The sequence below is a fragment of the Cobetia crustatorum genome (assembly GCF_000591415.1).
Taxonomy (GTDB): Bacteria; Pseudomonadota; Gammaproteobacteria; order Pseudomonadales; family Halomonadaceae; genus Cobetia; species Cobetia crustatorum.
In genome coordinates, this window is sequence record NZ_JEMF01000019.1 from 119,808 (window position 1) to 144,360 (window position 24,553).

Annotated in this window: 17 protein-coding genes and 3 pseudogenes; 12 read left to right on the forward strand and 8 right to left on the reverse strand. The window is 57.9% G+C overall.

Going from position 1 to position 24,553, the window contains the following annotated elements; translation table 11 throughout:
- Positions 1-7: 7 nt before the first annotated feature.
- Positions 8-1,723, forward strand: coding sequence for a choline dehydrogenase (gene betA, locus BF12_RS0105385; protein WP_024951384.1), 1,716 nt, complete (start codon positions 8-10; stop codon positions 1,721-1,723).
- Between the two features lie 244 nt (positions 1,724-1,967).
- Positions 1,968-4,436: an acyl-CoA dehydrogenase gene (locus BF12_RS0105390; RefSeq protein ID WP_024951385.1), complete on the forward strand. Its 2,469-nt coding sequence runs from the start codon at positions 1,968-1,970 to the stop codon at positions 4,434-4,436.
- A gap of 143 nt (positions 4,437-4,579) precedes the next feature.
- Here BF12_RS0105390 and BF12_RS0105395 read toward each other — a convergent pair whose 3' ends face one another.
- Positions 4,580-5,167, reverse strand: a complete 588-nt coding sequence (locus BF12_RS0105395) for a hypothetical protein (protein WP_024951386.1) — start codon at positions 5,165-5,167, stop codon at positions 4,580-4,582.
- Positions 5,168-5,520: 353 nt separating this feature from the next.
- On the opposite strand from BF12_RS0105395, the pseudogene ugpB reads away from it, so the two are divergent.
- From ugpB to BF12_RS0105430, 7 genes and pseudogenes are all read left to right on the forward strand, one after another.
- Positions 5,521-6,884, forward strand: a pseudogene (gene ugpB, locus BF12_RS18800) (sn-glycerol-3-phosphate ABC transporter substrate-binding protein UgpB).
- Between the two features lie 242 nt (positions 6,885-7,126).
- Positions 7,127-8,002, forward strand: coding sequence for a sn-glycerol-3-phosphate ABC transporter permease UgpA (gene ugpA, locus BF12_RS0105405; protein WP_024951387.1), 876 nt, complete (start codon positions 7,127-7,129; stop codon positions 8,000-8,002).
- Positions 8,002-8,847 (forward strand): sn-glycerol-3-phosphate ABC transporter permease UgpE, encoded by an 846-nt coding sequence (gene ugpE, locus BF12_RS0105410; protein WP_024951388.1) that lies wholly within the window; start codon positions 8,002-8,004, stop codon positions 8,845-8,847. Before ugpA ends, ugpE begins: the two co-directional genes overlap by 1 nt.
- A gap of 138 nt (positions 8,848-8,985) precedes the next feature.
- Positions 8,986-10,116: a sn-glycerol-3-phosphate import ATP-binding protein UgpC gene (locus BF12_RS0105415; RefSeq protein WP_024951389.1), complete on the forward strand. Its 1,131-nt coding sequence runs from the start codon at positions 8,986-8,988 to the stop codon at positions 10,114-10,116.
- A 150-nt stretch (positions 10,117-10,266) separates the two neighbouring features.
- Entirely contained in the window at positions 10,267-11,061 is a 795-nt protein-coding gene (locus tag BF12_RS0105420; protein WP_024951390.1) for a glycerophosphodiester phosphodiesterase family protein, read from the forward strand.
- Between the two features lie 7 nt (positions 11,062-11,068).
- The gene (locus tag BF12_RS0105425) at positions 11,069-11,905 is read left to right on the forward strand and encodes a DeoR/GlpR family DNA-binding transcription regulator (protein ID WP_051510750.1); all 837 of its coding nucleotides are present in this window, start codon (positions 11,069-11,071) and stop codon (positions 11,903-11,905) included.
- A gap of 71 nt (positions 11,906-11,976) precedes the next feature.
- Positions 11,977-12,774, forward strand: coding sequence for an HAD-IIB family hydrolase (locus tag BF12_RS0105430; protein WP_024951392.1), 798 nt, complete (start codon positions 11,977-11,979; stop codon positions 12,772-12,774).
- A gap of 116 nt (positions 12,775-12,890) precedes the next feature.
- Here the strand turns inward: BF12_RS0105430 and trpC are convergent, their stop codons facing one another.
- The 5 genes from trpC to BF12_RS0105455 form a co-directional block, all read right to left on the reverse strand.
- Positions 12,891-13,718 carry an indole-3-glycerol phosphate synthase TrpC gene (trpC, locus tag BF12_RS0105435; protein ID WP_035159148.1) on the reverse strand — a complete coding sequence of 276 codons (828 nt, stop codon included), beginning with the start codon at positions 13,716-13,718 and terminating at the stop codon, positions 12,891-12,893.
- Positions 13,718-14,764 (reverse strand): anthranilate phosphoribosyltransferase, encoded by a 1,047-nt coding sequence (gene trpD / locus BF12_RS0105440; RefSeq protein ID WP_024951394.1) that lies wholly within the window; start codon positions 14,762-14,764, stop codon positions 13,718-13,720. Before trpD ends, trpC begins: the two co-directional genes overlap by 1 nt.
- Before the next feature lie 87 nt (positions 14,765-14,851).
- On the reverse strand, positions 14,852-15,487 hold the full coding sequence (locus BF12_RS0105445; protein ID WP_051510752.1) for an anthranilate synthase component II: 636 nt from the start codon (positions 15,485-15,487) through the stop codon (positions 14,852-14,854).
- A gap of 312 nt (positions 15,488-15,799) precedes the next feature.
- A complete protein-coding gene (gene trpE / locus BF12_RS0105450; protein WP_024951396.1) occupies positions 15,800-17,287 on the reverse strand; it encodes an anthranilate synthase component I in 1,488 nt (495 codons plus the stop codon).
- Between the two features lie 126 nt (positions 17,288-17,413).
- Complete coding sequence (locus BF12_RS0105455) at positions 17,414-18,145, reverse strand: phosphoglycolate phosphatase (protein ID WP_024951397.1); 732 nt, start codon at positions 18,143-18,145, stop codon at positions 17,414-17,416.
- A 281-nt stretch (positions 18,146-18,426) separates the two neighbouring features.
- On the opposite strand from BF12_RS0105455, the pseudogene BF12_RS18805 reads away from it, so the two are divergent.
- Positions 18,427-19,727: pseudogene (locus tag BF12_RS18805) on the forward strand (NAD(P)/FAD-dependent oxidoreductase).
- Between the two features lie 295 nt (positions 19,728-20,022).
- Here BF12_RS18805 and BF12_RS23345 read toward each other — a convergent pair.
- Positions 20,023-20,175 carry a GIY-YIG nuclease family protein gene (locus BF12_RS23345; protein WP_345917365.1) on the reverse strand — a complete coding sequence of 51 codons (153 nt, stop codon included), beginning with the start codon at positions 20,173-20,175 and terminating at the stop codon, positions 20,023-20,025.
- 7 nt (positions 20,176-20,182) lie between these two features.
- Entirely contained in the window at positions 20,183-20,890 is a 708-nt protein-coding gene (gene rpe, locus BF12_RS0105470) for a ribulose-phosphate 3-epimerase (RefSeq protein ID WP_024951398.1), read from the reverse strand.
- A gap of 366 nt (positions 20,891-21,256) precedes the next feature.
- Between rpe and ggt the strand changes: the two are divergent.
- Together ggt and BF12_RS0105480 are read left to right on the forward strand one after the other, a co-directional pair.
- A pseudogene (gene ggt / locus BF12_RS18815) lies at positions 21,257-23,016 on the forward strand (gamma-glutamyltransferase).
- Positions 23,017-23,183: 167 nt separating this feature from the next.
- Positions 23,184-24,497: an MFS transporter gene (locus tag BF12_RS0105480; protein ID WP_246116625.1), complete on the forward strand. Its 1,314-nt coding sequence runs from the start codon at positions 23,184-23,186 to the stop codon at positions 24,495-24,497.
- The last annotated feature ends 56 nt before the right edge of the window (positions 24,498-24,553 follow it).

Below are 24,553 nucleotides of genomic sequence, written 5' to 3' on the forward strand. Positions count from 1 at the left end.
AGAATGCATGAGCCATTTCGATCGTGAATACGACTACGTCATCATCGGTGCGGGTAGCGCCGGTAACGTGCTGGCCACCCGCCTGAGCGAAGATGCTGATATCAGCGTGCTGCTGCTGGAAGCCGGTGGTCCCGATTATCGCTTCGATTTCCGCACCCAGATGCCGGCGGCACTGGCCTTCCCGCTTCAGGGCCAGCGCTACAACTGGGATTTCCGTACCGATCCCGAGCCGCACATGAATGACCGCCGTATGGAATGTGGTCGTGGCAAGGGCCTGGGTGGCTCTTCACTGATCAATGGCATGTGCTACATCCGTGGCAATGCGCTGGATTACGATAACTGGGCCAAGGATCCGATCCTCGCCGACTGGAACTACCGTCAGTGCCTGCCCTACTTCCGCAAGTGCGAAACACGTGACATCGGCGCGAACGACTATCACGGTGGCGATGGTCCGGTCTCCGTGACCACGCCAAAGGAAGGTAACAACGAGCTGTACCACGCCTTCATCGCCGCAGGTATCGAGGCTGGCTACCCGGCCACCGAAGACGTCAATGGCTACCAGCAGGAAGGTTTCGGCCCGATGGACCGCTTCGTGACCAAGAATGGGCGTCGCGCCTCCACCGCCCGCGGGTACCTGGATACTGCAAAGAAGCGCCCTAACGTCACCATCGAGACGCGCGCCACTACTGATGTCATCCTCTTCGAAGGCAAGACAGCCGTTGGCGTGAAATACGAGCGTAAAGGGCAGGATCATCGCGTTCGCGCACGCAAGGAAGTGCTGCTGTGTGGAGGTGCCATCGCTTCACCGCAGATTCTGCAGCGCTCTGGTGTCGGCAACCGTGAAAACCTCGAGCCGCTGGGCGTGACGATGGTGCATCACCTGCCGGGCGTGGGTGAAAACCTGCAGGATCACCTGGAACTCTACATCCAGTATGAGTGCACCAAGCCGATCTCACTGTACCCGTCACTCAAGTGGTACAACCAGCCGCCGATCGGGCTGGAATGGATGCTCAAGGGCACCGGTATTGGCGCCAGCAATCAATTCGAAGCTGCCGGCTTCATTCGCAGCGATACCAACGAAGAATGGCCGAACCTGCAGTACCATTTCCTGCCGATCGCGATCAGTTACAACGGCAAGAGCGCCGTACAAGGTCATGGTTTCCAGGCACACGTCGGTTCCATGCGCTCCCAAAGCAAGGGTCGCGTTCGCCTGACCTCGCTGGATCCCAAGGCGGCACCGTCGATCTTCTTCAACTACATGGCTGAAGAACGTGATTGGCAGGAATTCCGTGCCGCCATTCGCCTGACGCGCGAAATCATCGCGCAGCCGGCAATGGACGACTATCGCGGACAGGAATTGGCACCAGGCGCGCAAGCACAGACCGACGCAGAGCTCGACGAGTACGTACGTAACCACGCCGAGACCGCCTACCACCCATGTGGCAGCTGCCGAATGGGCAGTGATGCGACCTCTGTCGTCGACGGCGCAGGTCGCGTACATGGGCTCGAGAACCTGCGTGTCGTGGATGCATCGCTATTCCCGATCATCCCGACGGGCAATCTCAATGCGCCGACGATCATGCTGGCCGAAAAAATGGCCGACAAGATTCGTGGCCGCGAGGCACTACCTGCCTCCAAGGCTGACTACTTCGTGGTCGAGCCTGGCACTCCGGCCAAGCAGCCATCCAAGCGTCAGATCGATTCAGTCCCGATCAACGACTGATATAGGGAAGCCCTCAGTGCTTCCCGCCAGCGAAAGGCTCCGCATCGCGGGGCCTTTTTTGTGTCTATCGCTCACACAGCGGACCTGATACTGGAAGGCATTCGACCTTGGGTGAACTGGCAGAGAGTGAGAACATGGGATACTCTGAACATAATTCAAACAACTGTTCTAAACGCATGGCTGCTATGCTGGTGAAGAAGGCCATTCTCTAGAGCTCATCCCCTCGCTACCCGGAGGTCCTGCCATGACGCAGATCATCCTTATCCTTGTCGCCCTTGCCGGTCTATTGACCGTCATGGCGCGTGAAGCCGGCGCACTCGCCGCCATTGGTGTGCTGGCCGTCACCGGCTTGATCGGCCTTGGTGTTGATGCGCCAATACTGGGCAGCCTGTTGCTGATCGCAGCAGCATTGGTAGCCATCTGCGGCCTACCGGCACTGCGCACCAAGTGGCTTAGCCCGCGTCTGTTCGACATGTTCAAGAAGGTCTCACCGAAGGTTTCCGCGACCGAAAAAGTCGCCCTGGAAGCCGGTACCGTGTTCTGGGACGCCGAACTGTTCTCTGGCAAGCCGCAGTGGGACACTCTCACCGCACAGCGAAATGACGGCATTTCCAGCGAAGAACAGGCCTTCATTGACCAGCAATGTTCCATCGCCTGTGGCATGACCAACAGCTGGGAGATCGCCCGCGAGCGCGCGGATCTTCCCGCTGAGTTGTGGGAATTTCTCAAGCGCGAGAAGTTCTTCGGCATGATCATTCCCAAGCAGTACGGCGGCCTCGGCTTCTCGGCCAAGGCACAGTCACTGGTGCTGCAGAAGCTTGCGGTCAACGAGACGCTGATGGTCACCGTCGGTGTGCCCAACTCCCTCGGCCCGGGTGAGCTGCTGCTCAAGTATGGATCTGAAGAACAGAAAGACTTCTATCTGCCGCGCCTGGCGGATGGCCGCGAGATCCCCTGCTTCGGTCTGACCGGGCCGCGTGCCGGTAGTGACGCGACCTCAATCCCTGACACCGGTATCGTGTGTCGTGACATGCATGAAGGCGAAGAAGTCGTCGGTATTCGCCTCAACTTCGAGAAGCGTTGGATCACACTGGCACCAGTCGCCACCGTAGTGGGTCTGGCATTCCGCATGTTTGACCCGGAGCACCTGCTGGGCGATGTGGAAGATATCGGCATCAGTTGTGCTCTGATTCCACGAGACACCGATGGCATGGATATCGGCCGTCGTCACCACCCGATCGGCGCCCCCTTCATGAATGGCCCCATCTTCGGCAAGGATGTCTTCATTCCGCTCAGCTACCTGATCGGTGGCCAGGAGATGGCAGGTCAAGGCTGGAAGATGTTGGTCGAATGTCTGTCCGTGGGTCGCTGCATCACGCTACCGTCAGGCTCTGCCGGTATCTCGCGCTATGCACTGGGCTGGAGCGCTGGCTTTGCGCGTGTCCGTCGTCAGTTCAACCTGCCTGTCGCCGAGATGGAAGGCGTACAGGAGCCGTTGGCTCGCATGGCCGCGATGAACTACATCAGCCAGGCCGCGGTGCTGCATACCGCCAACATGATCGACAATGGCCACAAGCCGGCCGTGCCCTCCGCCATCCTCAAGAGCCAGCTGACCGAAATGGCCCGCTCGCTGCTGGCGGACGGCATGGACATCCACGGCGGCCGTGGCGTGACACTGGGCCCGCGCAACTATATCGGCGTGGCTTATGCGGGCACCCCTGTCTCCATCACGGTGGAAGGCGCCAACATCATGACTCGCAACCTGATGATCTTCGGTCAGGGGGCAATTCGCTGCCACCCATATGTACTCGATGAACTGGCAGCCAAGGATGCTGATGACCTCAACGCTTTCGATAGCGCCTTCTTCAGCCACGCAGGCCTGATCTTCGGCAACGCGGCCCGCGCTTTCACCCAAAGCTTCGGCATCGGTGGCAAGGCTAGTGGCTTCGATGCGATCGCTACCCCTTACGCACGCCACATCAATCGCGTCAGCGCCGCCTTCTCGCTGTCTGCCGATGCGGCCATGGCGAGCCTTGGGGCCAGCCTCAAGGCACGCGAGATGCTCTCTGCGCGTCTGGGTGATGTGCTATCCAATCTGTATCTGGCATCACTGACGCTAAAGCAGTGGCACGAGACAGAGGCTACCGAGCACGAAGAGGCGCTGTTCCACTACAGCATGCAGTGGTTGCTGCATCGTGCAGAGACGGCATTGGATGAGCTATTCGCCAATCTGCCCAACCGAGCACTCGGTACCATCCTGCGTGTCATTGCCCTACCGCGTGGCCGTCAGTTCGCGATGCCGAAGGATACGCTGACGCGTGAAATCGCCCGCGCCGTCTCCACCGACAGTGCCTTACGCACCAAGCTGACCGCCAATACCTGGGATGTGCAGGACGAAGGCCAGCAGGACAATGCCCTCGCGCGCTACAACGCGCTGCTCAAGGACTATCCGCGCGCAGAGCCTATCTACAAGACGTTGGCCAAGGCATATCACAAGGGCGAGATTCCCGCTGACGCCCTGTCCCCGGAAGAGCGCATCGAAGCAGCAGTCGAGGCAGGTATTCTGTCCGGCGAAGATGGCGACTTCATGCGCACCTTTGAAGCCGAGGTCCTCGACATGCTGACCGTCGATCACTTCGAGTTCGATGCTTTCGTGCGCCAGACAATGAGTACCGAAGGTACCTCCTCCAACGATCAGCAGAATGCTGCCTGATAGCAGCGCATCACTCTGCTGTTGCTGGTAGAAAGTGAATGGTAGTCAGCTGAAAACGTAAAAGCCCCGCTCTATGAGCGGGGCTTTTTTCGTCAATAGTGCACAATTTTCGTATCGAGAAAAGGCCGATGGAATGACGAGTATCAGACGTGGCGGGAGAAGTGTTCGAGATCACGCACGAAGGCGTTCTTATAGGTCTCGAAGTCCTTCGGACGTGCCTTGAAGGTACGTTTGATTCGCTCACGATCCAGACGCAGCGGCTCATCGAGCGCCGCCAAGGAGCCAACGCGCGCCGCTGGATTCATGCCAACCAGTTCACGCGGACGATCGCCTTCCGCCTCTGCCTCCAGCCAGTCATTGATACCGGTGCGGCGTAGCACACTGACCAGTGCACTATCGGTGAGGCGAACCTGCAGTCGGCCGTGTTCCGACAACTGAGACACCAGCGCGATGCCGTGGTCGTGACCGCGATGTACCGGCGGCGTTGCCCACAGCGCCAGATTGAGGCCACGGGCATTCTCGTCGAGCACCAACAGCGCGACCGAGTGGATACGTTCACCGCTATCCACCAACGCGAACAGCCGCGCGCTCTCGTTCTCGAACCAGACACCGCGAACACCGGCATAACTCACCAGCGCATCCAGACCACCTTCACGGCCATGCACTTCAGCACACAGCATCGCGAGACACGCATCACGCCGAGCACCGGCACTCACTTCAACCACTTTCATCGGATTCTCCGCCACAGGCATTTTCAGCGCGCAAGCCTAGCACACTCGTCTAGCGATGGCTTACAAGGCCACTTATCGACTGATTATCCGTTACACATCGGTGACCGGAAACCATCTCGATGAACACAGGAAAACCCTTGCATCAGATACACACTTCAACAACGACACATCCTCGAATGAACATCAACCTGTCACAAAGTTGTAAGGATAGCGCTTTAAAGTCGTCTACGCTTTTCGGACGATCATGAAAAGAACAAAAAAATGTTCACTTGATCGCTCTCGCCATTGATCGTCAGCGGCCAGCACCCGTTCCATTGCGAACACTGGCCAGGGAACCTTTCAGGAGTTCGACCATGCGCCGCCCGACTCATCAAGCAACCCTTAGTACTCGCGCCACTCGTCGCCTCATCAGCCTGGCCATAGCGGCCGGATTTGCTGCTGCATCGACCAGCGCACTCGCCGCCACCGAAGTGGAATGGTGGCATGCCATGGGTGGTGGACTAGGCAAGAAAGTTGACGAGATCGCTGCCGATTTCAACAAGAGCCAAGATGAATTCATCGTCAAGCCGGTCTTCAAGGGCAATTACTCCGAGACCATGACGTCTGCCATCGCCGCCTTCCGTGCGGGCAAGGGCCCGGATATCGTACAGATCTTCGAAGTCGGCACCGCCACCATGATGAGCGCAAAGGGCGCGATCATGCCGGTCTACCAGCTGATGGACAAGTATGCTCCTGAAGAAGGTGCAGCTTTCGATCCGAAAGCTTATCTATCCGCCGTGACCGGCTACTACACCGATACTGATGGCCAGATGTTGTCAATGCCGTTCAACTCCTCCACGCCGGTCACCTATTACAACAAGGATATGCTGGCCAAGGCTGGCGTCGAGTCCGTGCCCGACACATGGCAAGAGCTTGGCGAAGCACTGAAGAAGGTGGTTGATTCCGGCGCAGGCAGCTGTGGTCTGACCACGACCTGGCCGTCTTGGGTGATGCTGGAAAACTTCTCCGCGCGCAATAACGTGCCCTTCGCCAGCCAGGCCAATGGCTTTGCCGGCAGCGACGCACGTCTGGAATTCAACAAGACTGCAGTCGTTGATCAGATTCAGCGTCTTGATGACTGGCAAGCCGACAAGCGCTTCGTGTTCGGCGGTCGCTTCGATGATGCCGCGCCCAAGTTCTACTCTGGCGAATGCGCCATGCTGATGGCCTCCTCCGCCAGCTACGCCGGCGTCAAGGAAAGTACCAAAGACTTCGAGTTCGGCGTTGCGCCACTGCCTTACGACAGCGACGTGATCGATAGCCCGCAGAACTCCATCATCGGCGGCGCCTCCCTGTGGGTGCTGTCCGGTCACAGCGATGAGGAATACAAGGCGTCGCCAAGTTCTTCCAGTACCTCTCCAAGCCGGAAGTCCAGGCAGATTGGCACCAATTCACTGGCTACCTGCCGATCACCACCGCTGCTGCTGAGCTGACTCGCGAGCAAGGCTTCTACGACAAGAATCCGGGCACGGATGTCGCCATCACCCAGATGACCAGCGCCACGCCGACAGAACACTCCAAAGGCCTGCGTCTGGGCAACATGGTGCAGATCCGCGACATCATCAATGAAGAACTCGAAAAGATCTTCGCAGGCAAAGAAGGCGTGCAGGACGGCCTCGATAATGCTGTCGAGCGCGGCAACAAGCTGCTCGAGAAATTCGAGCGTGCCAACGGCTGATCATTCACGCGCATGAACCATGGGCGGACTGCCTCGCAGCCCGCCCATGATCTATCTGACATGCGACACCTCACGCACAGTGACAGAGAACGGAAAGTGCATACGAGAAACAGGTGCACTTTCCCGTCTCTTTCTTCCTTTCTAGAGTGAACGCCGGGTGGTGGCATTGCCCAGGGGCTCGCTGAATGTTCCAAGCGCAACGGCTTCCGTCAGTGCCTCACCTCTTGCGAGATACCTCCTGCATGGCCCACTTCAACCGACATCCCATCACGCCGTGGTTACTGATGGCGCCCCAGCTGATCATCGTTGGCGTGTTCTTCTTCTGGCCGGCTTTTCAAGCCATCGAGCAGGCCTTCTATATTGAGGATGCCTTCGGGTTGTCGCGTGAATTCACGGGCCTCACCAACTTCATCAGCGTACTGAGCGAGCCGGAATACCTCGAGACACTCTGGACGACGATGGTCTTTTCTTTCTCGGTCGCGCTGGGTGCGATGGCACTGGCGCTGGGAATGGCCGTGCTCGCTGATCGTGTGATTCGCGGCGCCAACACCTACAAGACCTTCCTGATCTGGCCCTATGCGGTCGCGCCTGCCGTGGCCGGTGTGCTGTGGCTGTTCCTGTTCGACCCAACGCTGGGCATCCTGCCGGAGCTGCTGTCTGCCATCGGCATCGACTGGAATCACAACCTCAATGGCAACCAAGCGCTGTTGCTGGTGGTACTGGCCTCCATCTGGAAGCAGATGAGCTACAACTTCGTCTTCTTCCTCGCTGGCCTACAGGCAATCCCCAAGAGTCTGCTGGAGGCTGCCGCAATGGACCGCGCCGGCCCGTGGCGTCGCTTCTGGACCATCACCTTCCCGCTACTCTCGCCGACCAGCTTCTTCCTGCTGGTAATGAACGTCGTCTACGCCTTCTTCGAGACCTTCGGCACCATCGATGCCACCACGTCCGGTGGCCCGGGCGGCTCGACGCGCACCCTGGTCTACAAGGTCTATGAGGATGGTTTCGTCGGGCAGGACCTGGGCTCAAGTGCCGCCCAGTCGGTGTTGTTGATGGTCATCGTCGGCGTGCTGACGCTGATCCAGTTCAAGTATGTCGAGAAGAAGGTGCAGTACTGATGCGCTACAACCGCCCCGGGCTTGATATCGCAAGCCACCTCCTACTGATTGTCGGCTGCGCCCTGTTCTTCCTGCCGGTGTGGATCGCCTTCAGCGCCAGTACCCACGAAATGGGCGATCTTTACTCCAACGTCGCCCCCGTATGGATAGGCGAGGCAGGACTCGACAACTACCGCCATCTGCTCGAAGACCCCGTCAGCAGTCTGGGCGCCGATGTCATGACACTGCTGTTCAACTCGATGATCATGGCGCTGGGCATCGCACTCGGCAAGATCATCATCTCGGTGCTTGCCGCCTATGCCATCGTGTTTTTCGAGTTCCGCTTCCGCAAGCTGTGTTTCTGGCTGATTTTCATCACGCTGATGCTGCCGGTGGAGGTACGCATCCTGCCGACCTTCAAGGTGGTGGCTGACCTCAACATGCTGGATAGCTACGCGGGGCTGATTCTGCCACTGATCGCCAGTGCTACCGCGACCTTCCTGCTGCGTCAGTTCTACATGACCATTCCTGCCGAGCTGGTCGAGGCGGCGCGTATCGACGGCGCTGGCCCGTGGCGCTTCCTGAAGGATATTTTACTGCCACTGTCGAAGACCAACATCGCTGCCCTGTTCGTCATCATGTTCATCTACGGCTGGAACCAGTATCTGTGGCCGCTGCTGATCACCACCGATGCCGATTATCTGACCATCGTCGTCAGCCTCAAGCGCATGCTGACTACCGGCGATGGCCTGGTGCCCTGGCAGGACGTCACCGCTACCACCTTGTTGGCCATGGGTCCGCCGGTACTGGTGATCCTGTTCATGCAGCGCTACTTCATCAAGGGGCTGGTGGACAGCGAGAAGTGACCTCCTCTCGCCCCGGCACCTCGTGATTCGCGCTCCTTTTATCTTTTACCTGATGCCTTGCGCCCGGCCACCTGATTCCGTTCCGCCGTGATGGGCCGCTCTCATGCCTGTCACGGCACCGCTTTGGATATTCATCTCATGGCAACACTGACACTCAAGCAGCTCAAGAAGCAGTATCCCAATGGCTACAAGGCCCTGCACGGCATCGACTTGGATTTCGGTGAGGGCGAGCTAATCGTCATCGTCGGCCCGTCCGGATGCGGCAAGTCCACTCTTTTGCGTACGCTGGCCGGTCTCGAGGATATCTCCGAGGGCGATCTCGAGATCAACGGCAAGCGCGTCAATGACCTCGAACCCGCCGAGCGCGACATCGCGATGGTGTTTCAGAATTACGCGCTCTATCCGCACATGAGCGTGTTCGACAACATGGCGTATGGCCTACGCAATCGCCGCACGCCCAAGGACGAGATACAGCAACGCGTCAGTGAGGCCGCCGAGCTGCTGGGACTGACCGAGCTGCTCGATCGTCGCCCAAAGCAACTCTCCGGCGGCCAGCGCCAGCGCGTTGCCATGGGCCGCGCCATCGTTCGAAAGCCGCAGGTCTTCCTGTTCGATGAGCCGCTCTCGAATCTCGATGCCAAGCTGCGCGTGCAGATGCGCCTGGAAATTCGCCGCCTGCAGAAGCGCCTCAAGGTCACTTCGGTCTATGTAACGCACGACCAGACTGAAGCCATGACCCTGGCGGACAGGCTCGTAGTGATGAATGAGGGGCATGTCGAGCAGTTCGGGACGCCGATGGCGCTATATGACAAGCCAGCCAGCAAGTTTGTCGCTGGCTTCATCGGCTCTCCAGCCATGAACTTTCTTGATGCCACGCTCGAAGATGCTTCAGAAGGCAGCGGCCAGGATGCCACGCTTGCCCTTCCCTGCGGAGCACGTCTAGCGCTGAGACCGGAAACTACTGTCATCGATACTGTCATCAACAACACATTGACCCTCGGTATCCGCCCTGAGCATCTCGATGTATTGGAAACCGATAGCCCGTTGCCAAAAGGCGCTGCTGAACTGAACGTGCAAGTAGAGTTGGTCGAGCCGCTAGGTGCTGACACCCTCGCTTACTGCCGCCTGGCCGGCCAGACCGAACCATTGGTGGTACGCCTGGATGGCGAGCATGTCGTGGCGGAAGATCAGCAGCTTCGGCTGGCGATAACCCCCGCCCGTGCACATCTGTTTGGCGCTGATGGCCGGCGACTGACGACATGTAGCTGAATAGGCTGGCATGAGCAGCCCCAACATTTAACATCTCATCATTTGTCATCGAAATCGATTGCTCCCATAGCGTCATCATTAGATGGTAATGCTGCAGAAGGGTTCGTGTAGTCGACGCGAGCCCACGCCACGAATACGCGAGGATCACAGATGTCATCATCGTCATTGCCTTCTTCTGACGCGCTCTCTTTACCGCTGGCGATCGCTCATCGCGGCCTGTCCGCCTATGCACCTGAAAATACTCTCGCGGCAGTCCGTGCAGCGCATGAGGCCGGCTTGAGCTGGGTCGAGCTGGATGTCCAGCTACTTGGTGATGGCACCCCGGTCATCTGGCACGATGCCAGCGTCAATCGCTGCTCAGATGGCCGTGGTCGCCTCAAGAATCTTGATCTAGCCACTGCACAGGCACTGGATACCGGTAGCTGGTTCAATGCCTGCTTCGCCAATGAGCGCATGGCCACACTCGAAGACATGCTCACACTGCTGTCCAGTCTCGGCATGGGTCTCAATCTGGAACTCAAGCTCAGCCCCGGCCATGACGTGCAAGCGCTGATTGATGCCGTCATCCCCATGGCTGTTACTCATCTCCCCGCAGAATGCTTGATCATCTCCTCCTTCGACCCGCAAGCATTGCGTCTGACGCGCCAACAGAATGCCGTCGTCAATATCGGTTTGCTCTACGACGACATCCCAAAGGATTGGCTGGTACTGGCCGATGAGCTTTCCGCCGTCTCAGTGCATGCCGACTGGCGCGCACTCACCCGCGTTGCCGCCAGCGATGTCGCAGCTAGCGGTCGTAAGCTGCTCTGCTATACACCCAACGATGCAGCCGCCTTTGCACCACGTTGGGCTTGGGGAGTTGATGCTGTGATCAGTGATGATCCGAGTATCTTCAGTGAGGAGAGTCCGTCAGTAATCAGCACTACCGAGCAGTCCTCATGTTGAGGTCGTCATGAACAAGAATGTTGAAATCGATAGCCAAAGCGTCGAGAACAAGGGGGCAGGAAGCCAAAGGCCTGATGTCCTGACCACACGCCAGCAGCAAATTCTCGAACGGCTGGCGCGCGAAGGCCAGTTGGCGGTTGAACCGCTGGCGGCGCATTTTTCTGTCACACCACAGACCATCAGGCGTGATCTCGGCGCGTTATGTGAACGCGGATTGGCACGCCGGCGCCATGGTGGCATCGAGCGTCCACCTGGCGGTCACAATCTCGTCCACTCTCAGCGCAGCGTCATGGCACGCTCTGCCAAGCAGAAGATGGCGGCTAGAGTGGTCGATGAAATCCCCGATGGTGCCTCACTTGCACTCGGCATTGGCACCAGTGTGGTCGCGGTCGCAGAAGCGCTGATCGCTCGGCGCGGCCTCCGTGTCATCACCAACAATCTGCAAGTCGCGCAAGTGTTATCCAACCACCCCGATATCGGCGTACAGCTGGCCGAAGGACGACTACGACCGCAGGACCTTGACGTAGTCGGCAGTGCCACTGTGGCGTTCTTTACACGTCATCAAGTGGATATTGCCGTGCTGGGCTGTGGAGGTTTGGATGCCAAGGGGTTGCTGGATTTCGACCCTGAAGAAGCAGCGGTCAGCCGCGCTCTGCTCGATCATGCGCAACGACGAATCCTGGTCGTGGATGCCAGCAAATGGGGGCGTGCCGCCATGTGCCGTATTGGCACGCTCAACGCTGTCGACTTGCTGGTCACCGACGAACCGCCGCATCGCGCAGACTATCGCACAGCACTGAATGCAGCAGGCAAGCACTCACTACAGGTCAGATTTACCACCTGAGTCGTAATTGAACAGATATTACTCGCAGCGTATTTCGCGCCTCGTCGCCCATAAGGATGGTCGGATTCACCATGCAAGCCTTTGCCCATTGTCCCACCAGCACGCTGTCAGGCATTCGCTATCTGCTGACTGATATTGACGACACTCTCACGCGAGAAGGCCGTCTGAATGCCTCGACGCTAGCAGCACTGGAGCGTCTGGCCGCAGCTGGCATCCAGGTCATTCCAGTCACTGGGGGCTGTGCTGGCTGGTGTGATCACATTGCGCGCACCTGGCCCGTCGCCGCTGTGATTGGCGAGAACGGCGCCTTTGCTTTTCGCTTGCAAGGCCAACGATTACTGACCACCTGGTGGGAAGATGAGGCGCGTCTACGGGCACGTCAGCGGCATGTGATGACAGTCACGCGTCAGCTGCTGCTCAATCATCCGCAAGCGGCACTCGCACAAGATCAACCCTTCCGCTTCGCCGATGTCGCGGTAGACCACTGCCAAGCCGTGACTCCCCTATCCCAACAGGAGATCCAAGCCATCATTACCGGGTTCACCGCGGCCGGTATTCAGGCGCGCGCCAGCTCCATTCACATCAATGCCTGGCAGGGTGAATTCGACAAGGCACGCATGGCTGTACGTCTGCTGACCGAAACCTTTGGGCTCGACCGCATGCAGCTGGAAAACGAGGTGATGTATGTCGGTGATGCCCCGAATGATGCGCCGATGTTTGCCACCTTCCGGCACACCGTTGGCGTAGCCAATATTATCAAGCATCGTGCCTCACTCGGCTGGGAGCCCACTTGGCTAACCCGCCATAGCCACGGTGCAGGGGTTGAGGAAATTGCTGATGCGCTGATCGTAGCGCGCAAAATCTCTTGAGGATCAACGCCATTAAAAGCTAATACAGGCACATAAAAAAGCCCGCAACAGACTAACGATGCGGGCTTTTATTATCTCAAGGATAATTAATCAGTATTTTATCATGCCATTAATAATCAAAAGAACAGCCCTTTCAGGCCTACCCCTGGGTCAGCAAAGCGCATGAAGGCTTCACCGACCAGGAATCCATGTACGCCGCCATCACGCATTTTCGCCACATCGTCACGAGTGTGAATACCAGACTCAGTCACGACACGCACACCCTCTGGCATGTTTGCCAACAGGTCGAGCGTGGTCTCCAGCGATGTCTCAAACGTACGCAGGTCACGATTGTTGATACCAACCAACTCGATGCCCAACGCCAATGCACGCTTGAGCTCTTCCGCGTCATGCACCTCAACCAGCACGTCCATGCCCAGTTCGCGCGCTTGTGCATATAGCGCACTCAACTGGACATCATCCAGTGCCGCGACGATCAGCAGGATGCAATCAGCGCCAATGGCACGTGCTTCCAACACCTGGTACGGATGAATGATGAAGTCCTTGCGGATCACCGGGATCGAGACGGCGTCGCGCGCCTCGATCATGAAGTCTTCATGCCCCTGAAAGAAATCGGCATCGGTCAGCACGGACAGACAGGCGGCACCCGCCTGCTCATAGGCCACGGCAATTTCGGTTGGCACGAAGTCTTCACGAATCACACCCTTTGACGGCGAGGCCTTCTTGACCTCGGCAATGATCGCGGGCTCACCGCGGTCAATCCGTGACGTCAATGCTGCAATGAAGCCACGCGGTGCGCTCTGCTTTTCGATAAGGGCATGCAGGTCAGCCTCACTCACCGCAGCACTACGCTCGGAAATCTCTTCTTCCTTACGCGCCAGAATCTTGGCCAGAATGGTCGGCAGTACCTTGTCACTGGCACCGCTCAGGCTATCAGTATTCATCAGCGAGACGCTCCTTCGCTATTGACCTGGGCAAACACGCGTGTGAAGTCCGCTAGCTCTTTCATCTTTTCAAACGGCAGCTTGCTGGCCTGCACATCTTCGGCAATGTTGACGCCTTCCTTGAGACTATCGGCAATACCCGCGACGTAAAGTGCAGCACCAGCATTCAGCGCGACGATATCACCAGCGGGCCCCTCTTCCCCTTTCAAGGCGCATTGCACCAGCTTGAGGCTGTCGTCAGAGGTTTCTACCGCCAGTGAATCGAGCGACTGACGCGCGATCCCGAAGTCTTCCGGCGCGATACGATACTCGAGAATCTCACCATCCTTCAGCTCATTGACCAGCGTCGGTGCCGCCAGTGAAATCTCATCCAATCCATCATCGCTATGTACGACTAGCGCATGTTCAGCCCCGAGTCGCTTGAGCGCTTCGGCCATCAATGGCACTAGTGCGGCGTCATAAACGCCTAGCACCTGGCGAGTAGCACCAGCAGGATTGGTCAACGGACCAAGAATATTGAATACCGTGCGCACACCCAACTCACGGCGCGGACCAATGACGTGGCGCATCGCAGCATGGTGGTTCGGCGCGAACATGAAGCCGACTCCGATATCATCGATACAACGCCCCACCTGCACAGCATTCAGCGCAAGATTGATACCGGCGGCTTCGAGCAGGTCCGCACTGCCAGAGGAGGAAGAAACACTGCGATTGCCATGCTTGGCGACATGACCACCCGCTGCCGCCACCACAAAGCTGGCTGCAGTGGAGACATTGAATAGATTAGCGCCGTCACCGCCGGTACCGACGATATCAACCGCATCCGTGGCACGCACACTGACGCGCGTCATCAACTCACGCATGACTTGAGCAGCAGCGGCCACTTCATCAACCGTCTCGCCCTTCATGGATAGCGCCATCAACAGTGCGCCTATCTGCGCCTGGGTCGCTTCGCCCGTCATGATCGCCATCATCACTGCATGGGTATCGTCGTAGCTCAGGTGCTGGCGGCGCATCACTGCGCCGATCGCCTCTCGCATCTGCATGTTCAATCTCTCCGTGAGCGCTAAACAGTCATCACTGGCGCATGACAATAAAAAGGAGCAGGGAAATTCTGCAACAACATCAACCAATCAAGTGCTCTTGGAAACCGCACTTCTTTTTAGATAATTAGCTAAAAGCTCATGACCCTGCAAAGTAAGGATTGACTCAGGGTGGAATTGAACACCCTCTACATCAAGCTCTCGATGACGCAGACCCATGATCAGCTGCGGAGTCACATCGTCATCACCTGTCCAGCTGGTCACTTCAAGCGTTGCTGGCAAGCTATCACGATCCACGACTAGCGAATGGTAGCGGGTCACCTCCAATGGCTCAGCCAGTCCAGCGAAAACACCACTATTGTTGTGACGCACGGCTGATGTCTTGCCGTGCATCACCTGCGATGCACGCACCACCTTGCCACCGTACACCTGACCGATGGCCTGGTGGCCAAGGCAGACGCCCAGAATCGGTAGCTTACCGGCAAAGTGACGAATGACATCCATCGTGATGCCCGCTTCATTAGGCGTACACGGGCCTGGCCCCAACACCAGATGTGACGGCGCAAGCGTCTCGATATCGTCAAGCGTCAAGGCGTCATTGCGTATCGTGATCACCTCAGCCCCCAGCTCACTCAGGTACTGGACGATGTTGTAGGTAAAGCTATCGAAGTTATCGATCATCAGCACGCGAGGAGTGCTGGCATCCCGGGAAGTAAATGCTTGCATGGTTCGTGTCCATTATCGGGAGCGGGTCATGAGGCAAATGAATGCGTCGCTGCCTGCTCTCCTGTGATTCCGCGCCTGCCATCCAGTAACGAAAATGCCGCCCTGGTCGGCGGCATTTTCGTGGTCGTACGTCCTCAAACTTCAGACATGCGAAAGCCGCCCCCTTGTCAGGAGCGCCACCACTGCAGGCTGAATTCGTACTGGGAGCGTATTGTCATGTCATCAATAGTGCGTTGAGCTGACGAGGGTGTCAATCGCAGGAACGGCTTAACGGTACACCCGTTCCTGTGATCACTTCGCCGCGCGCGCAACTCAGTCCAGATTATCCAGGCCGCGTTCGGCCATCGCGACGGCGCGGAACAGCGCCCGCCCCTTGTTGAGCGTTTCATCCCACTCAGACTGCGGCACAGAATCGGCAACGATACCGGCACCGGCCTGTACGTGCAGCACCTTGTCCTTGAGCACTGCGGTACGAATCGCGATCGCGGTGTCCATATTGCCGTGCCAGGAGAGATAGCCCACCGCGCCCGAGTAGATACCGCGCTTGACCGGCTCCAGCTCGTCGATGATTTCCATCGCGCGAATCTTCGGTGCGCCGGACAGCGTACCTGCCGGGAAGGTCGCACGCAGCACATCCATCGGGCCAAGGCCTTCTTTCAGCTTGCCAGTGACATTGGACACGATGTGCATGACATGAGAATAACGCTCAACCGCCATCTGATCGGTCACCTTGACGGTACCTGTCTGGCTGATACGACCTGCATCGTTACGCCCCAGATCGATCAACATCAGATGCTCGGCGATTTCCTTCGGGTCAGACAGCAGGTCTTTCTCGAGCGCGAGATCTTCTTCTTCCGTCGCGCCACGCACACGCGTTCCCGCGATGGGGCGAACAGAGACTTCACCATCTTCAAGGCGCGAGAGAATCTCCGGCGACGAGCCGATGACGTGGTGATCATCCAAATTGAAGAAGAACATGTACGGTGACGGATTCAAGCTACGCAGCGCACGATAAAGGTCCAACGGTGCGGCGCGATAAGGAATCGACATCCGTTGAGACGGCACGCATTGCATCACGTCACCGGCCAGCACGTATTCCTTGATCTTCTCGACGGCACCCTTGAAACCTTCCTCGGTGAAGCCGGAAGTGAAATCGGTCTCCTTGACCGGATCTCCCCCCGTACCGGGGCTTACAGTATTCAGCGTGGCACTGCGCAGCTGAATCTCGAGTCGCTCAAGGCGTTCACAGGCAGCGGTGTAGGCATTGTCGTTGGCAGGGTCAGCATGCGTCAGCAGCGTCAGACGGCCCGACAGATTATCGAAGATGACCAACTCATCGGCGACCATCAATAGAATGTCCGGCACACCCAGCGGGTCCGGCTTCACGACGCCACGCAGCTTCGGTTCGATATAACGCACGGTGTCATACCCGAAGTAACCCACCAGACCACCATTGAATCGCGGTGCACCTTCTATTACCGGCACGCGGAAGCGAGTCTGAAATGTCTCGATCCAGTCCAGCGGGTCTTCCACCTCAGCCACCCCCGTCTGTTCGCCATTGACCAGATGCGAGACAACCTGTCCACGCACTTCTATACGCTCTCGGCACGGCAGACCAATGATGGAGTAACGCCCCCATTTCTCGCCGCCTTGCACGGACTCCAACAGGAAGGTCCACGGCATGTCGGCGAGCTTGAGATACGTCGATAGCGGTGTATCGAGGTCTGCCAGCACGTCACGGGTAACAGGAATGCGGTTATAGCCGGCATCGGCCAATTCAGCGAAGCGTTGTGGGGTCATCATGACCTGCTGTTCCTTGCACGGGGGATGCTCTGCCAGCACGTGGCCGACGTGTATTGCAGAGTCTATCACTGCCGACGAGTGGCAGCAGTGCTCTCGACAGGCAAGATCACGCCGTATGGCATATCAATAAGTGGCCACCAGCGCAGCGAGTGATTCCACTAGATAATCCGGCTGACTGGCAGAGATCGGGTCACCATGGTTATAACCGTAAGGCACGGCTAACGTACGGAAGCCTGCCGCCTTGCCGGCCGCGATGTCATGACGAGAATCACCGACCATCAACGCCTGGTTCGGCGTCACGCCCAAACGCTCAGCAACGAACAGTAACGGTGCAGGGTCTGGCTTGCGTGTCGGTAGAGTGTCACCACCTAGCGCCAGCACGAAATGCTCCGCCAGTGAGAAATGTTCCAGCAGTGGCGCAATGAAGTCTTCTGGCTTATTGGTAATCAACGCCAGCGACAGACCTGCTCGATGCAAACCATCCAGGCACTCACGCGCGCCAGAGTACAATCGCGTACGACTACTGGGATCTGCCGCATAATGCGTCATGAATGCATGGTGCGCGCGCTCGACCATATCGATGTCATCGATTTGCCGTCCATGTGCCTGTAATGCACGCTCGACCAGCACACGCGAGCCATTGCCAACGAAATCACGCACACGTGTCTCGCCCAATGCCGACAGCCCTTCATCCTCAAGCATCAGATCAACGGCGTGAGCCAGGTCCGGCACGGAGTCGATCAAGGTACCGTCGAGATCAAAGGCGACCAACGCAATGCCCTGCAGTGCCGGGTGGCTGAGTTCAGAGGCTCTCTGAGAAGTCGCTGCGAGGCCATCTACAATGGTATCGGGCATAAAATTTCCTGTCATGTCATCAGCCTGAAAACACTCGTTGCGAGTGAGTCTATTCATGCAACTCGACGTTTCTCAACTTTCGTTGGAAAATATCGTATAAAAACTACATTACTTGCCTCAACCACTATTAGCATGCCATCCAGAGCGTTACCATAGCGCCATTCAGTCGACCGTCCCTCCGGGTGTGGCGCCAGTGACATCGAGAAACCGCGCAGCCCGACGCTCCGGCGACAGCCAGATTTGTCTGTCCTTTTCGATCTTGTCACTTTCAGGAGCTACACATGGCTATTCCTCGCATCGTTGTTGTCGGCGGTGGCGCTGGCGGGCTAGAACTTGTCACCAAGCTTGGCCACAAGCTGGGTCGCAAGAAGAAAGCCGAAATCATCCTCATTGATCGCAATTCCACGCACATCTGGAAGCCACTGTTGCATGAAGTGGCCACTGGCGTGCTGGATTCCGGCCTCGATGAAGTGTCCTATCAGGGTCACTCCAAGACCCACGGCTACAAGTTTCAGCGCGGTACGCTTGAAAGCCTCAAGCGCGAAGAGAAGCAGCTGACACTGGCAGCCATTCACGATACCAAGGGCACCGTACTGCTGCCTGCTCGTCAGCTCAGCTATGATTATCTGGTGCTGTCACTGGGCAGTGTCTCCAATGACTTCGGTACCGAAGGCGTGGCCGAGTATTGCCACTTCCTAGATAGCCCGCAGCAGGCCGAGAAATTCCGTCGCGACATGCTCGATACCTTCCTGCGTTTCAGCGCCAATGGTGATAAATGTGAGCGCCAGCAGCTCAACGTTGCCATCATTGCGCGGGTGCCACGGGCGTGGAGCTATCCGCAGAGCTGTTTGATGCCTCCAAGATGCTGCACAGCTATGGCTTCTCCTCTCTGGAAGACCGCCAGGTAAAGGTACACCTGATCGAAGCCGCGCCACGTATCCTGCCCGCCCTGCCAGAACGTATCGGCAAACCAGTCGCCAAGGAACTGAGCAAGCTGGGCGTCGATATTCATGTCGATACTCGCGTGACCTGCGCTGACTCACGTGGCATCACTACCGCCGATGGCACGCTGATCGAGGCTGATCTGAGCGTGTGGGCCGCCGGCATTCGTGCGCCTTCGTTCCTCTCGGAACTGGGCCTGTCCACCGAACGCAATCATCAGGTCAAGGTTCATCAGACCATGCAGAGCATTGATGATGAGTTCATCTTCGCGCTGGGCGATTGTGCCAGTTGCCCGCAACCGGACGACAAGCGCGTTCCGCCCCGTGCCCAGGCCGCTCACCAGCAAGCCAGCTTGATGGTCAAGAATCTGCGCGCTGCGTTGGCCGGCAAGCCACTGAAAGAGTTCCTCTTCAAGGACTACGGTTCATTGATCTCGCTGGCACACTTCGACGCGGTCGGCTCACTGATGCGTGGCGCCTCCGCTCGCTCACTGTTCATCGAGGGTCGCCTGGCCAAGTTCTTCTATGCCTCGCTGTATCGCATGCACCAGATGGCGATACACGGTGTGGTCAAGACGGGAATGACAGTTATCGTCGACGGACTCAATCGCTATCTGCGCCCGAAGATGAAGCTGCATTGATCAATCGCTGAACCCTGCTCTCCTGCTACATCACGATGCATAACGTAAAACGCCCCCAGCGAACTCCGCTGGGGCGTTTTACGTTCAAGGTCTCGCCATGGCTACTGATGGCGCTCAATCCTGATAACAATCAACCTTGATGCTTACTCGAGCAAGCTATCCAACTTCAACTCGCCGGCAATCAACTGCCGCTTGGCGGCTACGCTGAGCTGCTTGACGCGATACTCAAGCTTGAGTGCACGCGAACGATCACCCACCGCCTGTTGATAACACAGTGTCAGCGGCCCCTTCCCTCTTAGGCACGTGCACCGCGCTTGCCACACTCATGCTCGCCTAACCGTCGCATCACGTCCGTGCTGATGCCGGTATATAGACGCCCCTGCGCGGTCAACAGCAGATATAGAAACCACTCACTGCCTGACGGCTTGGCAGCTTCTGGCTCGTCCATGTCCCTGTCAGCCACGCACACTGGCCAGCTCAGCACGTAGCTTGGCCAGCACGCTGTCATAACGATTGGCATCGCTATCGCGACGGGCATTGAAGATGGCAGAGCCCGCAACAAAGGTATCCGCACCAGCACGTGCGATCTCGGCGATATTATCCACCTTCACGCCACCGTCGATCTCAAGGCGGATGTTGTAGCCGGAGGCATCGATACGACGACGTGCTTCACGCAGCTTGTCGAGCGTACCCGGGATGAAGGACTGGCCGCCGAAGCCCGGGTTGACACTCATCAGCAAGATCATGTCGACCTTATCCATCACGTAATCAAGGTAAGACAGCGGTGTGGCCGGATTGAAGACCAGGCCCGACTTGCAGCCTGCGCCACGAATCAACTGCAAGGAGCGATCAACGTGGCCAGAGGCTTCTGGGTGGAAGGTGATGTAGCTGGCGCCCGCCTCGGCGAAATCCCCGATCATGCGGTCCACCGGCGTCACCATCAGATGCGCATCAATTTCGGCCGTAATGCCGTAATCACGCAGCGCCTTGCACACCATCGGCCCAATGGTGAGGTTGGGCACATAGTGGTTATCCATCACGTCGAAGTGAACGATGTCAGCACCAGAGGCGAGTACATCATCGACTTCTTGCCCTAGACGGGCGAAGTCAGCTGACAAGATCGACGGAGCAATCTTGAAGTCGTTCGGCAATAGATCAGACATGTCATCAAGGGCCATCAGGAAGTGGAGATACCATTTTACGTCACCCTCTCACAAAAAACAGGCGACGTGTGAAGGCAATACAAGCATAAAGATGGGCAGTGTATACAGCGCTTAACTGCCAATAAAAAAAGGCCAACATGGCGGCGTGCGCATCCGAGAATACAGATCGGTGTTGAAATTCATGTATTAGCATCTGATAGTTAACAGATCCGTCGTGTGCAAAGGGACAAAGCATATGGGCCTCCGGGGTCATATCAACACAACTGCCACACCGGCTGACGGATGCTTGTGCCGTCACGCGCATGGCTCTCGCATCATCTGCTGACCATGCAGCACTCCAATAATGATAAATGGAACATACCACTCATGCTTGATACCTCTCTTGCAGGCCGCAAGCGCCTGAAAATACTGGCCGCATCTGTACTGTTACCGCTGGCAGGTCTCGTTCCGATCACAGCACCGGTCGCCTTCGCTGATAGCTCCGCCATTTTGGAAGGCGAGCGTTTCCATCCGGTGGAAGGCCACAAGGGCATGGTCGCTACCAGCCATTATCTGGCTTCTCAGGTCGCACGTGATGTGCTGGCCGAAGGCGGTAATGCAGTGGATGCCGCAGTGGTCGCTGGCTTCGCGCTCGCCGTGACCCAACCACGTTCGGGCAATATTGGTGGCGGTGGCTTCATGCTGGTCTCCGACGAGAAAACCGGCAAGGTGGTCGCCATCGATTATCGCGAGAAGGCACCGGCCGCCGCCAGCGAGACCATGTTCCAGGACGAGAATGGAGAGGCAGTCTCTGAGTGGTCGCGCTATACGCACCGCGCCGCTGGCGTGCCCGGTACCGTGGCAGGGCTTGCCAAGGCGCTGGAAGATTACGGCACACTGACGCTTGAGCAGGCACTCGCTCCGGCGATCAAGCTGGCGGAAGATGGCTTTGTCATTCCTTCTCGCTTCGCCAAGGGTCTGAGCGATGCCAAGGACCGTCTCGCAAAATGGGACAGCACCGCCAAGGTGTTCTACAAGCCGGATGGCAGCAACTATGCGGCAGGCGAGCTGTTCAAACAGCCCGAACTGGCTGCCACGCTGAAACGGATCGCCACAGAAGGGCCGCGCGAATTCTATGAAGGCGAAACCGCCAAGCTGATCGTCGCCGAGATGGACCGCCACGATGGCATCATGACACTGGATGACCTCAAGGCGTACGAGCCGGAAGTCCGTGAGCCAGTTCACGGCACCTACCGCGGTTATGACATCTTCTCGATGAGTCCGCCCTCTTCTGGTGGCGCGCACATCGTCGAGATTCTCAACATGCTGGAAGGCGATGATATCAAGGCGATGGGCTTCAACTCCGCCGCTACCATTCATGTGATGGCCGAGGCCATGCGCCGCGCCTATGCGGATCGTTCCGAATATCTGGGCGATACCGACTTCGTCGATGTGCCGCTGACCGGCATCATCTCCAAGGACTACGCCAAGGAGCTGCGCGCCCAGTTCGACATGAACAAGGCCACGCCGTCCAGCGAGATCAAGCCCGGTAAACCACAGCCCTATGAGTCCAACCAGACCACCCACTTCTCGATCGCCGATGGAAACGGTCTGGCGGTCTCCAACACCTATACCATCAACTTCAGCTACGGCTCCGGCATCGTCGTGGATGGCGCAGGCTTCCTGCTCAACAATGAGATGGATGACTTCTCCGCCAAGCCGGGCGTGCCGAATGCCTATGGGTTGATCGGCGGCGTCGCCAACAAGATCGAGCCAGGCAAGCGCATGCTGTCCTCAATGAGCCCGACCATCGTGATGAAGGACGGCAAAAACTTCCTCGTCACCGGTAGCCCCGGCGGTTCACGCATCATCACCACCACACTGCAGGTGATCATGAACGTGATCGATCACGGCATGAACATCCAGTCGGCCGTCAGCGCGCCGCGCATTCACCATCAGTGGCTACCGGACGAGATCCGCATCGAGGCGGGCATCAGTCAGGACACCATCCGCCTGCTCGAGGCGATGGGCCACAAGGTCGTCACCAAGGACGCCATGGGGGCCATCCAGTCCGTGATGATCCAGGACGGCACCTTCTATGGCGGTGCGACCCGCGCCGCTCAACCTCCTCGGCCATGGGGCTGTAAGCGAGCCACATGACGTGATGGTGAATATTGATCGGCCATGACTGGTCAGGTCATCTCTCTCGGGCGACACTTCATGTGTCGCCCGTTTTCGTTTCATGACCTCGTCACTCTGCTTGTCTGATCCGAGACTACATTCATCTGCACCACGTATTTTACAAGGTGGTTTCTTGTCCTCTTCCCTCCGGCCTCTCATGTCTTACGGCTGCTGTTGGCGGCGAATAGCCAATCGTTATCCCGTCGCATTGATTGCACTAGCCCAGCTATTTGGCACCAGTCTATGGTTCACGCCCAACGCGGTATTGATGCCAATGCTGAGCGACTGGCAAATCACAGGGACTGGTGCTGCTGCGCTCAGCCAACTGACAGCCGCCGTACAGGGTGGTTTTATACTGGGCACGCTGGTATTGGGGCTGGCAGGGCTGGCGGACCGCTTTGCAGCGCGCCGCCTATTCATGGCTTCTTGCCTGCTGGGTGCGCTCACCAATCTGGCGCTGCTCGTCGCACCGGGGCTAGTCAGTGCGACCGGATTACGTGTACTGACGGGCTTGGCACTGGCAGGTATCTATCCCATCGGACTCAAGCTGATGGTACAGATCGCTCCACAGCGGGCAGGTGCGGCACTGGGATGGCTGGTCGGCATGTTGGTACTGGGCACTTCGCTACCTCATGGACTGGCGGCACTACAGAATTCCGGTGATCTTGAGCTACCTTGGGGCACGGCTGTCGGTGCGGCATCACTGCTGGCGGTGATCGGGGCCGGATTGGTGGCGACATTGAAGACTCCGGCACCGGCTTCAATCTCGCCGCCCATGGCGACTCATGCTGCAACATCCGCTTCGTCATATTCCTCATCGCCATTGCCCGCCCCGCCCCCCAGTATCATCTCGCGTGCCACACGTGGGCTGGCAGCGTGGCAGCATCCGGGCTTTGTACGTGGTGCGCTGGGCTATTTCGGCCACATGTGGGAGCTCTACACGCTATGGGCACTAGTGCCACTGTTGCTTGCGCAAATGGCGAGCCTGACCGGCGAGACGTTATCGTCGGTACAGCTGGCGCTGCATAGCTTTGTGGTCATTGCGGTGGGAGCACCCGGCTGTGTCATGGGGGGCTGGTTATCACGTAGCTGGGGGAGCCTGTGGGTCGCACGTCTTGGCCTTGCGGGATCCGTCGTCCTGACTCTGATTTTCGTGGCCGCCATGGAGATGGAAGCCAGCTACGCCATATTGCTGGGCCTATTGGCGCTATGGAGCTTGCTGGCAGTGATCGACTCACCGCAGTTCTCTGCCTTGGCCGCCAGCGGTACGCCGATTGAACTGCAAGCCAGCGCGCTAGCCATGATGAACGCATTCGGTTTCAGTCTCTCGCTGGTCTCGATTGCACTCCTGGCACCGTGGGTCGCCAGCCATGGCAGTCTTGTTCTACTCGCACTGCTGCCTGGCCCGTTACTTGGCCTGCTGGCACTGGCACGCACGGTAAAATGATGGAGAATAACAGGAGGTGTAGCTGAAAAGGGACAACGCTGAGCGTAAATTTCCAC

What these genes read in the sequence shown, in the direction of transcription:
- BF12_RS0105390 (WP_024951385.1), top strand. Translation starts at nt 1,968, where the DNA reads ATGACGCAGATCATCCTTATCCTTGTCGCCCTTGCCGGTCTATTGACC.
- BF12_RS0105425 (WP_051510750.1), top strand. Translation starts at nt 11,069, where the DNA reads ATGAACAAGAATGTTGAAATCGATAGCCAAAGCGTCGAGAACAAGGGG.
- BF12_RS0105395 (WP_024951386.1), bottom strand. Translation starts at nt 5,167, where the DNA reads ATGAAAGTGGTTGAAGTGAGTGCCGGTGCTCGGCGTGATGCGTGTCTC.
- BF12_RS0105445 (WP_051510752.1), bottom strand. Translation starts at nt 15,487, where the DNA reads ATGCAAGCATTTACTTCCCGGGATGCCAGCACTCCTCGCGTGCTGATG.
- BF12_RS0105455 (WP_024951397.1), bottom strand. Translation starts at nt 18,145, where the DNA reads ATGCCCGATACCATTGTAGATGGCCTCGCAGCGACTTCTCAGAGAGCC.
- BF12_RS0105420 (WP_024951390.1), top strand. Translation starts at nt 10,267, where the DNA reads ATGTCATCATCGTCATTGCCTTCTTCTGACGCGCTCTCTTTACCGCTG.
- trpC (WP_035159148.1), bottom strand. Translation starts at nt 13,718, where the DNA reads ATGAATACTGATAGCCTGAGCGGTGCCAGTGACAAGGTACTGCCGACC.
- ugpA (WP_024951387.1), top strand. Translation starts at nt 7,127, where the DNA reads ATGGCCCACTTCAACCGACATCCCATCACGCCGTGGTTACTGATGGCG.
- ugpE (WP_024951388.1), top strand. Translation starts at nt 8,002, where the DNA reads ATGCGCTACAACCGCCCCGGGCTTGATATCGCAAGCCACCTCCTACTG.
- BF12_RS23345 (WP_345917365.1), bottom strand. Translation starts at nt 20,175, where the DNA reads ATGGACGAGCCAGAAGCTGCCAAGCCGTCAGGCAGTGAGTGGTTTCTA.
- trpE (WP_024951396.1), bottom strand. Translation starts at nt 17,287, where the DNA reads ATGACCCCACAACGCTTCGCTGAATTGGCCGATGCCGGCTATAACCGC.
- betA (WP_024951384.1), top strand. Translation starts at nt 8, where the DNA reads ATGAGCCATTTCGATCGTGAATACGACTACGTCATCATCGGTGCGGGT.
- rpe (WP_024951398.1), bottom strand. Translation starts at nt 20,890, where the DNA reads ATGTCTGATCTATTGCCGAACGACTTCAAGATTGCTCCGTCGATCTTG.
- BF12_RS0105430 (WP_024951392.1), top strand. Translation starts at nt 11,977, where the DNA reads ATGCAAGCCTTTGCCCATTGTCCCACCAGCACGCTGTCAGGCATTCGC.
- BF12_RS0105415 (WP_024951389.1), top strand. Translation starts at nt 8,986, where the DNA reads ATGGCAACACTGACACTCAAGCAGCTCAAGAAGCAGTATCCCAATGGC.
- trpD (WP_024951394.1), bottom strand. Translation starts at nt 14,764, where the DNA reads ATGCAGATGCGAGAGGCGATCGGCGCAGTGATGCGCCGCCAGCACCTG.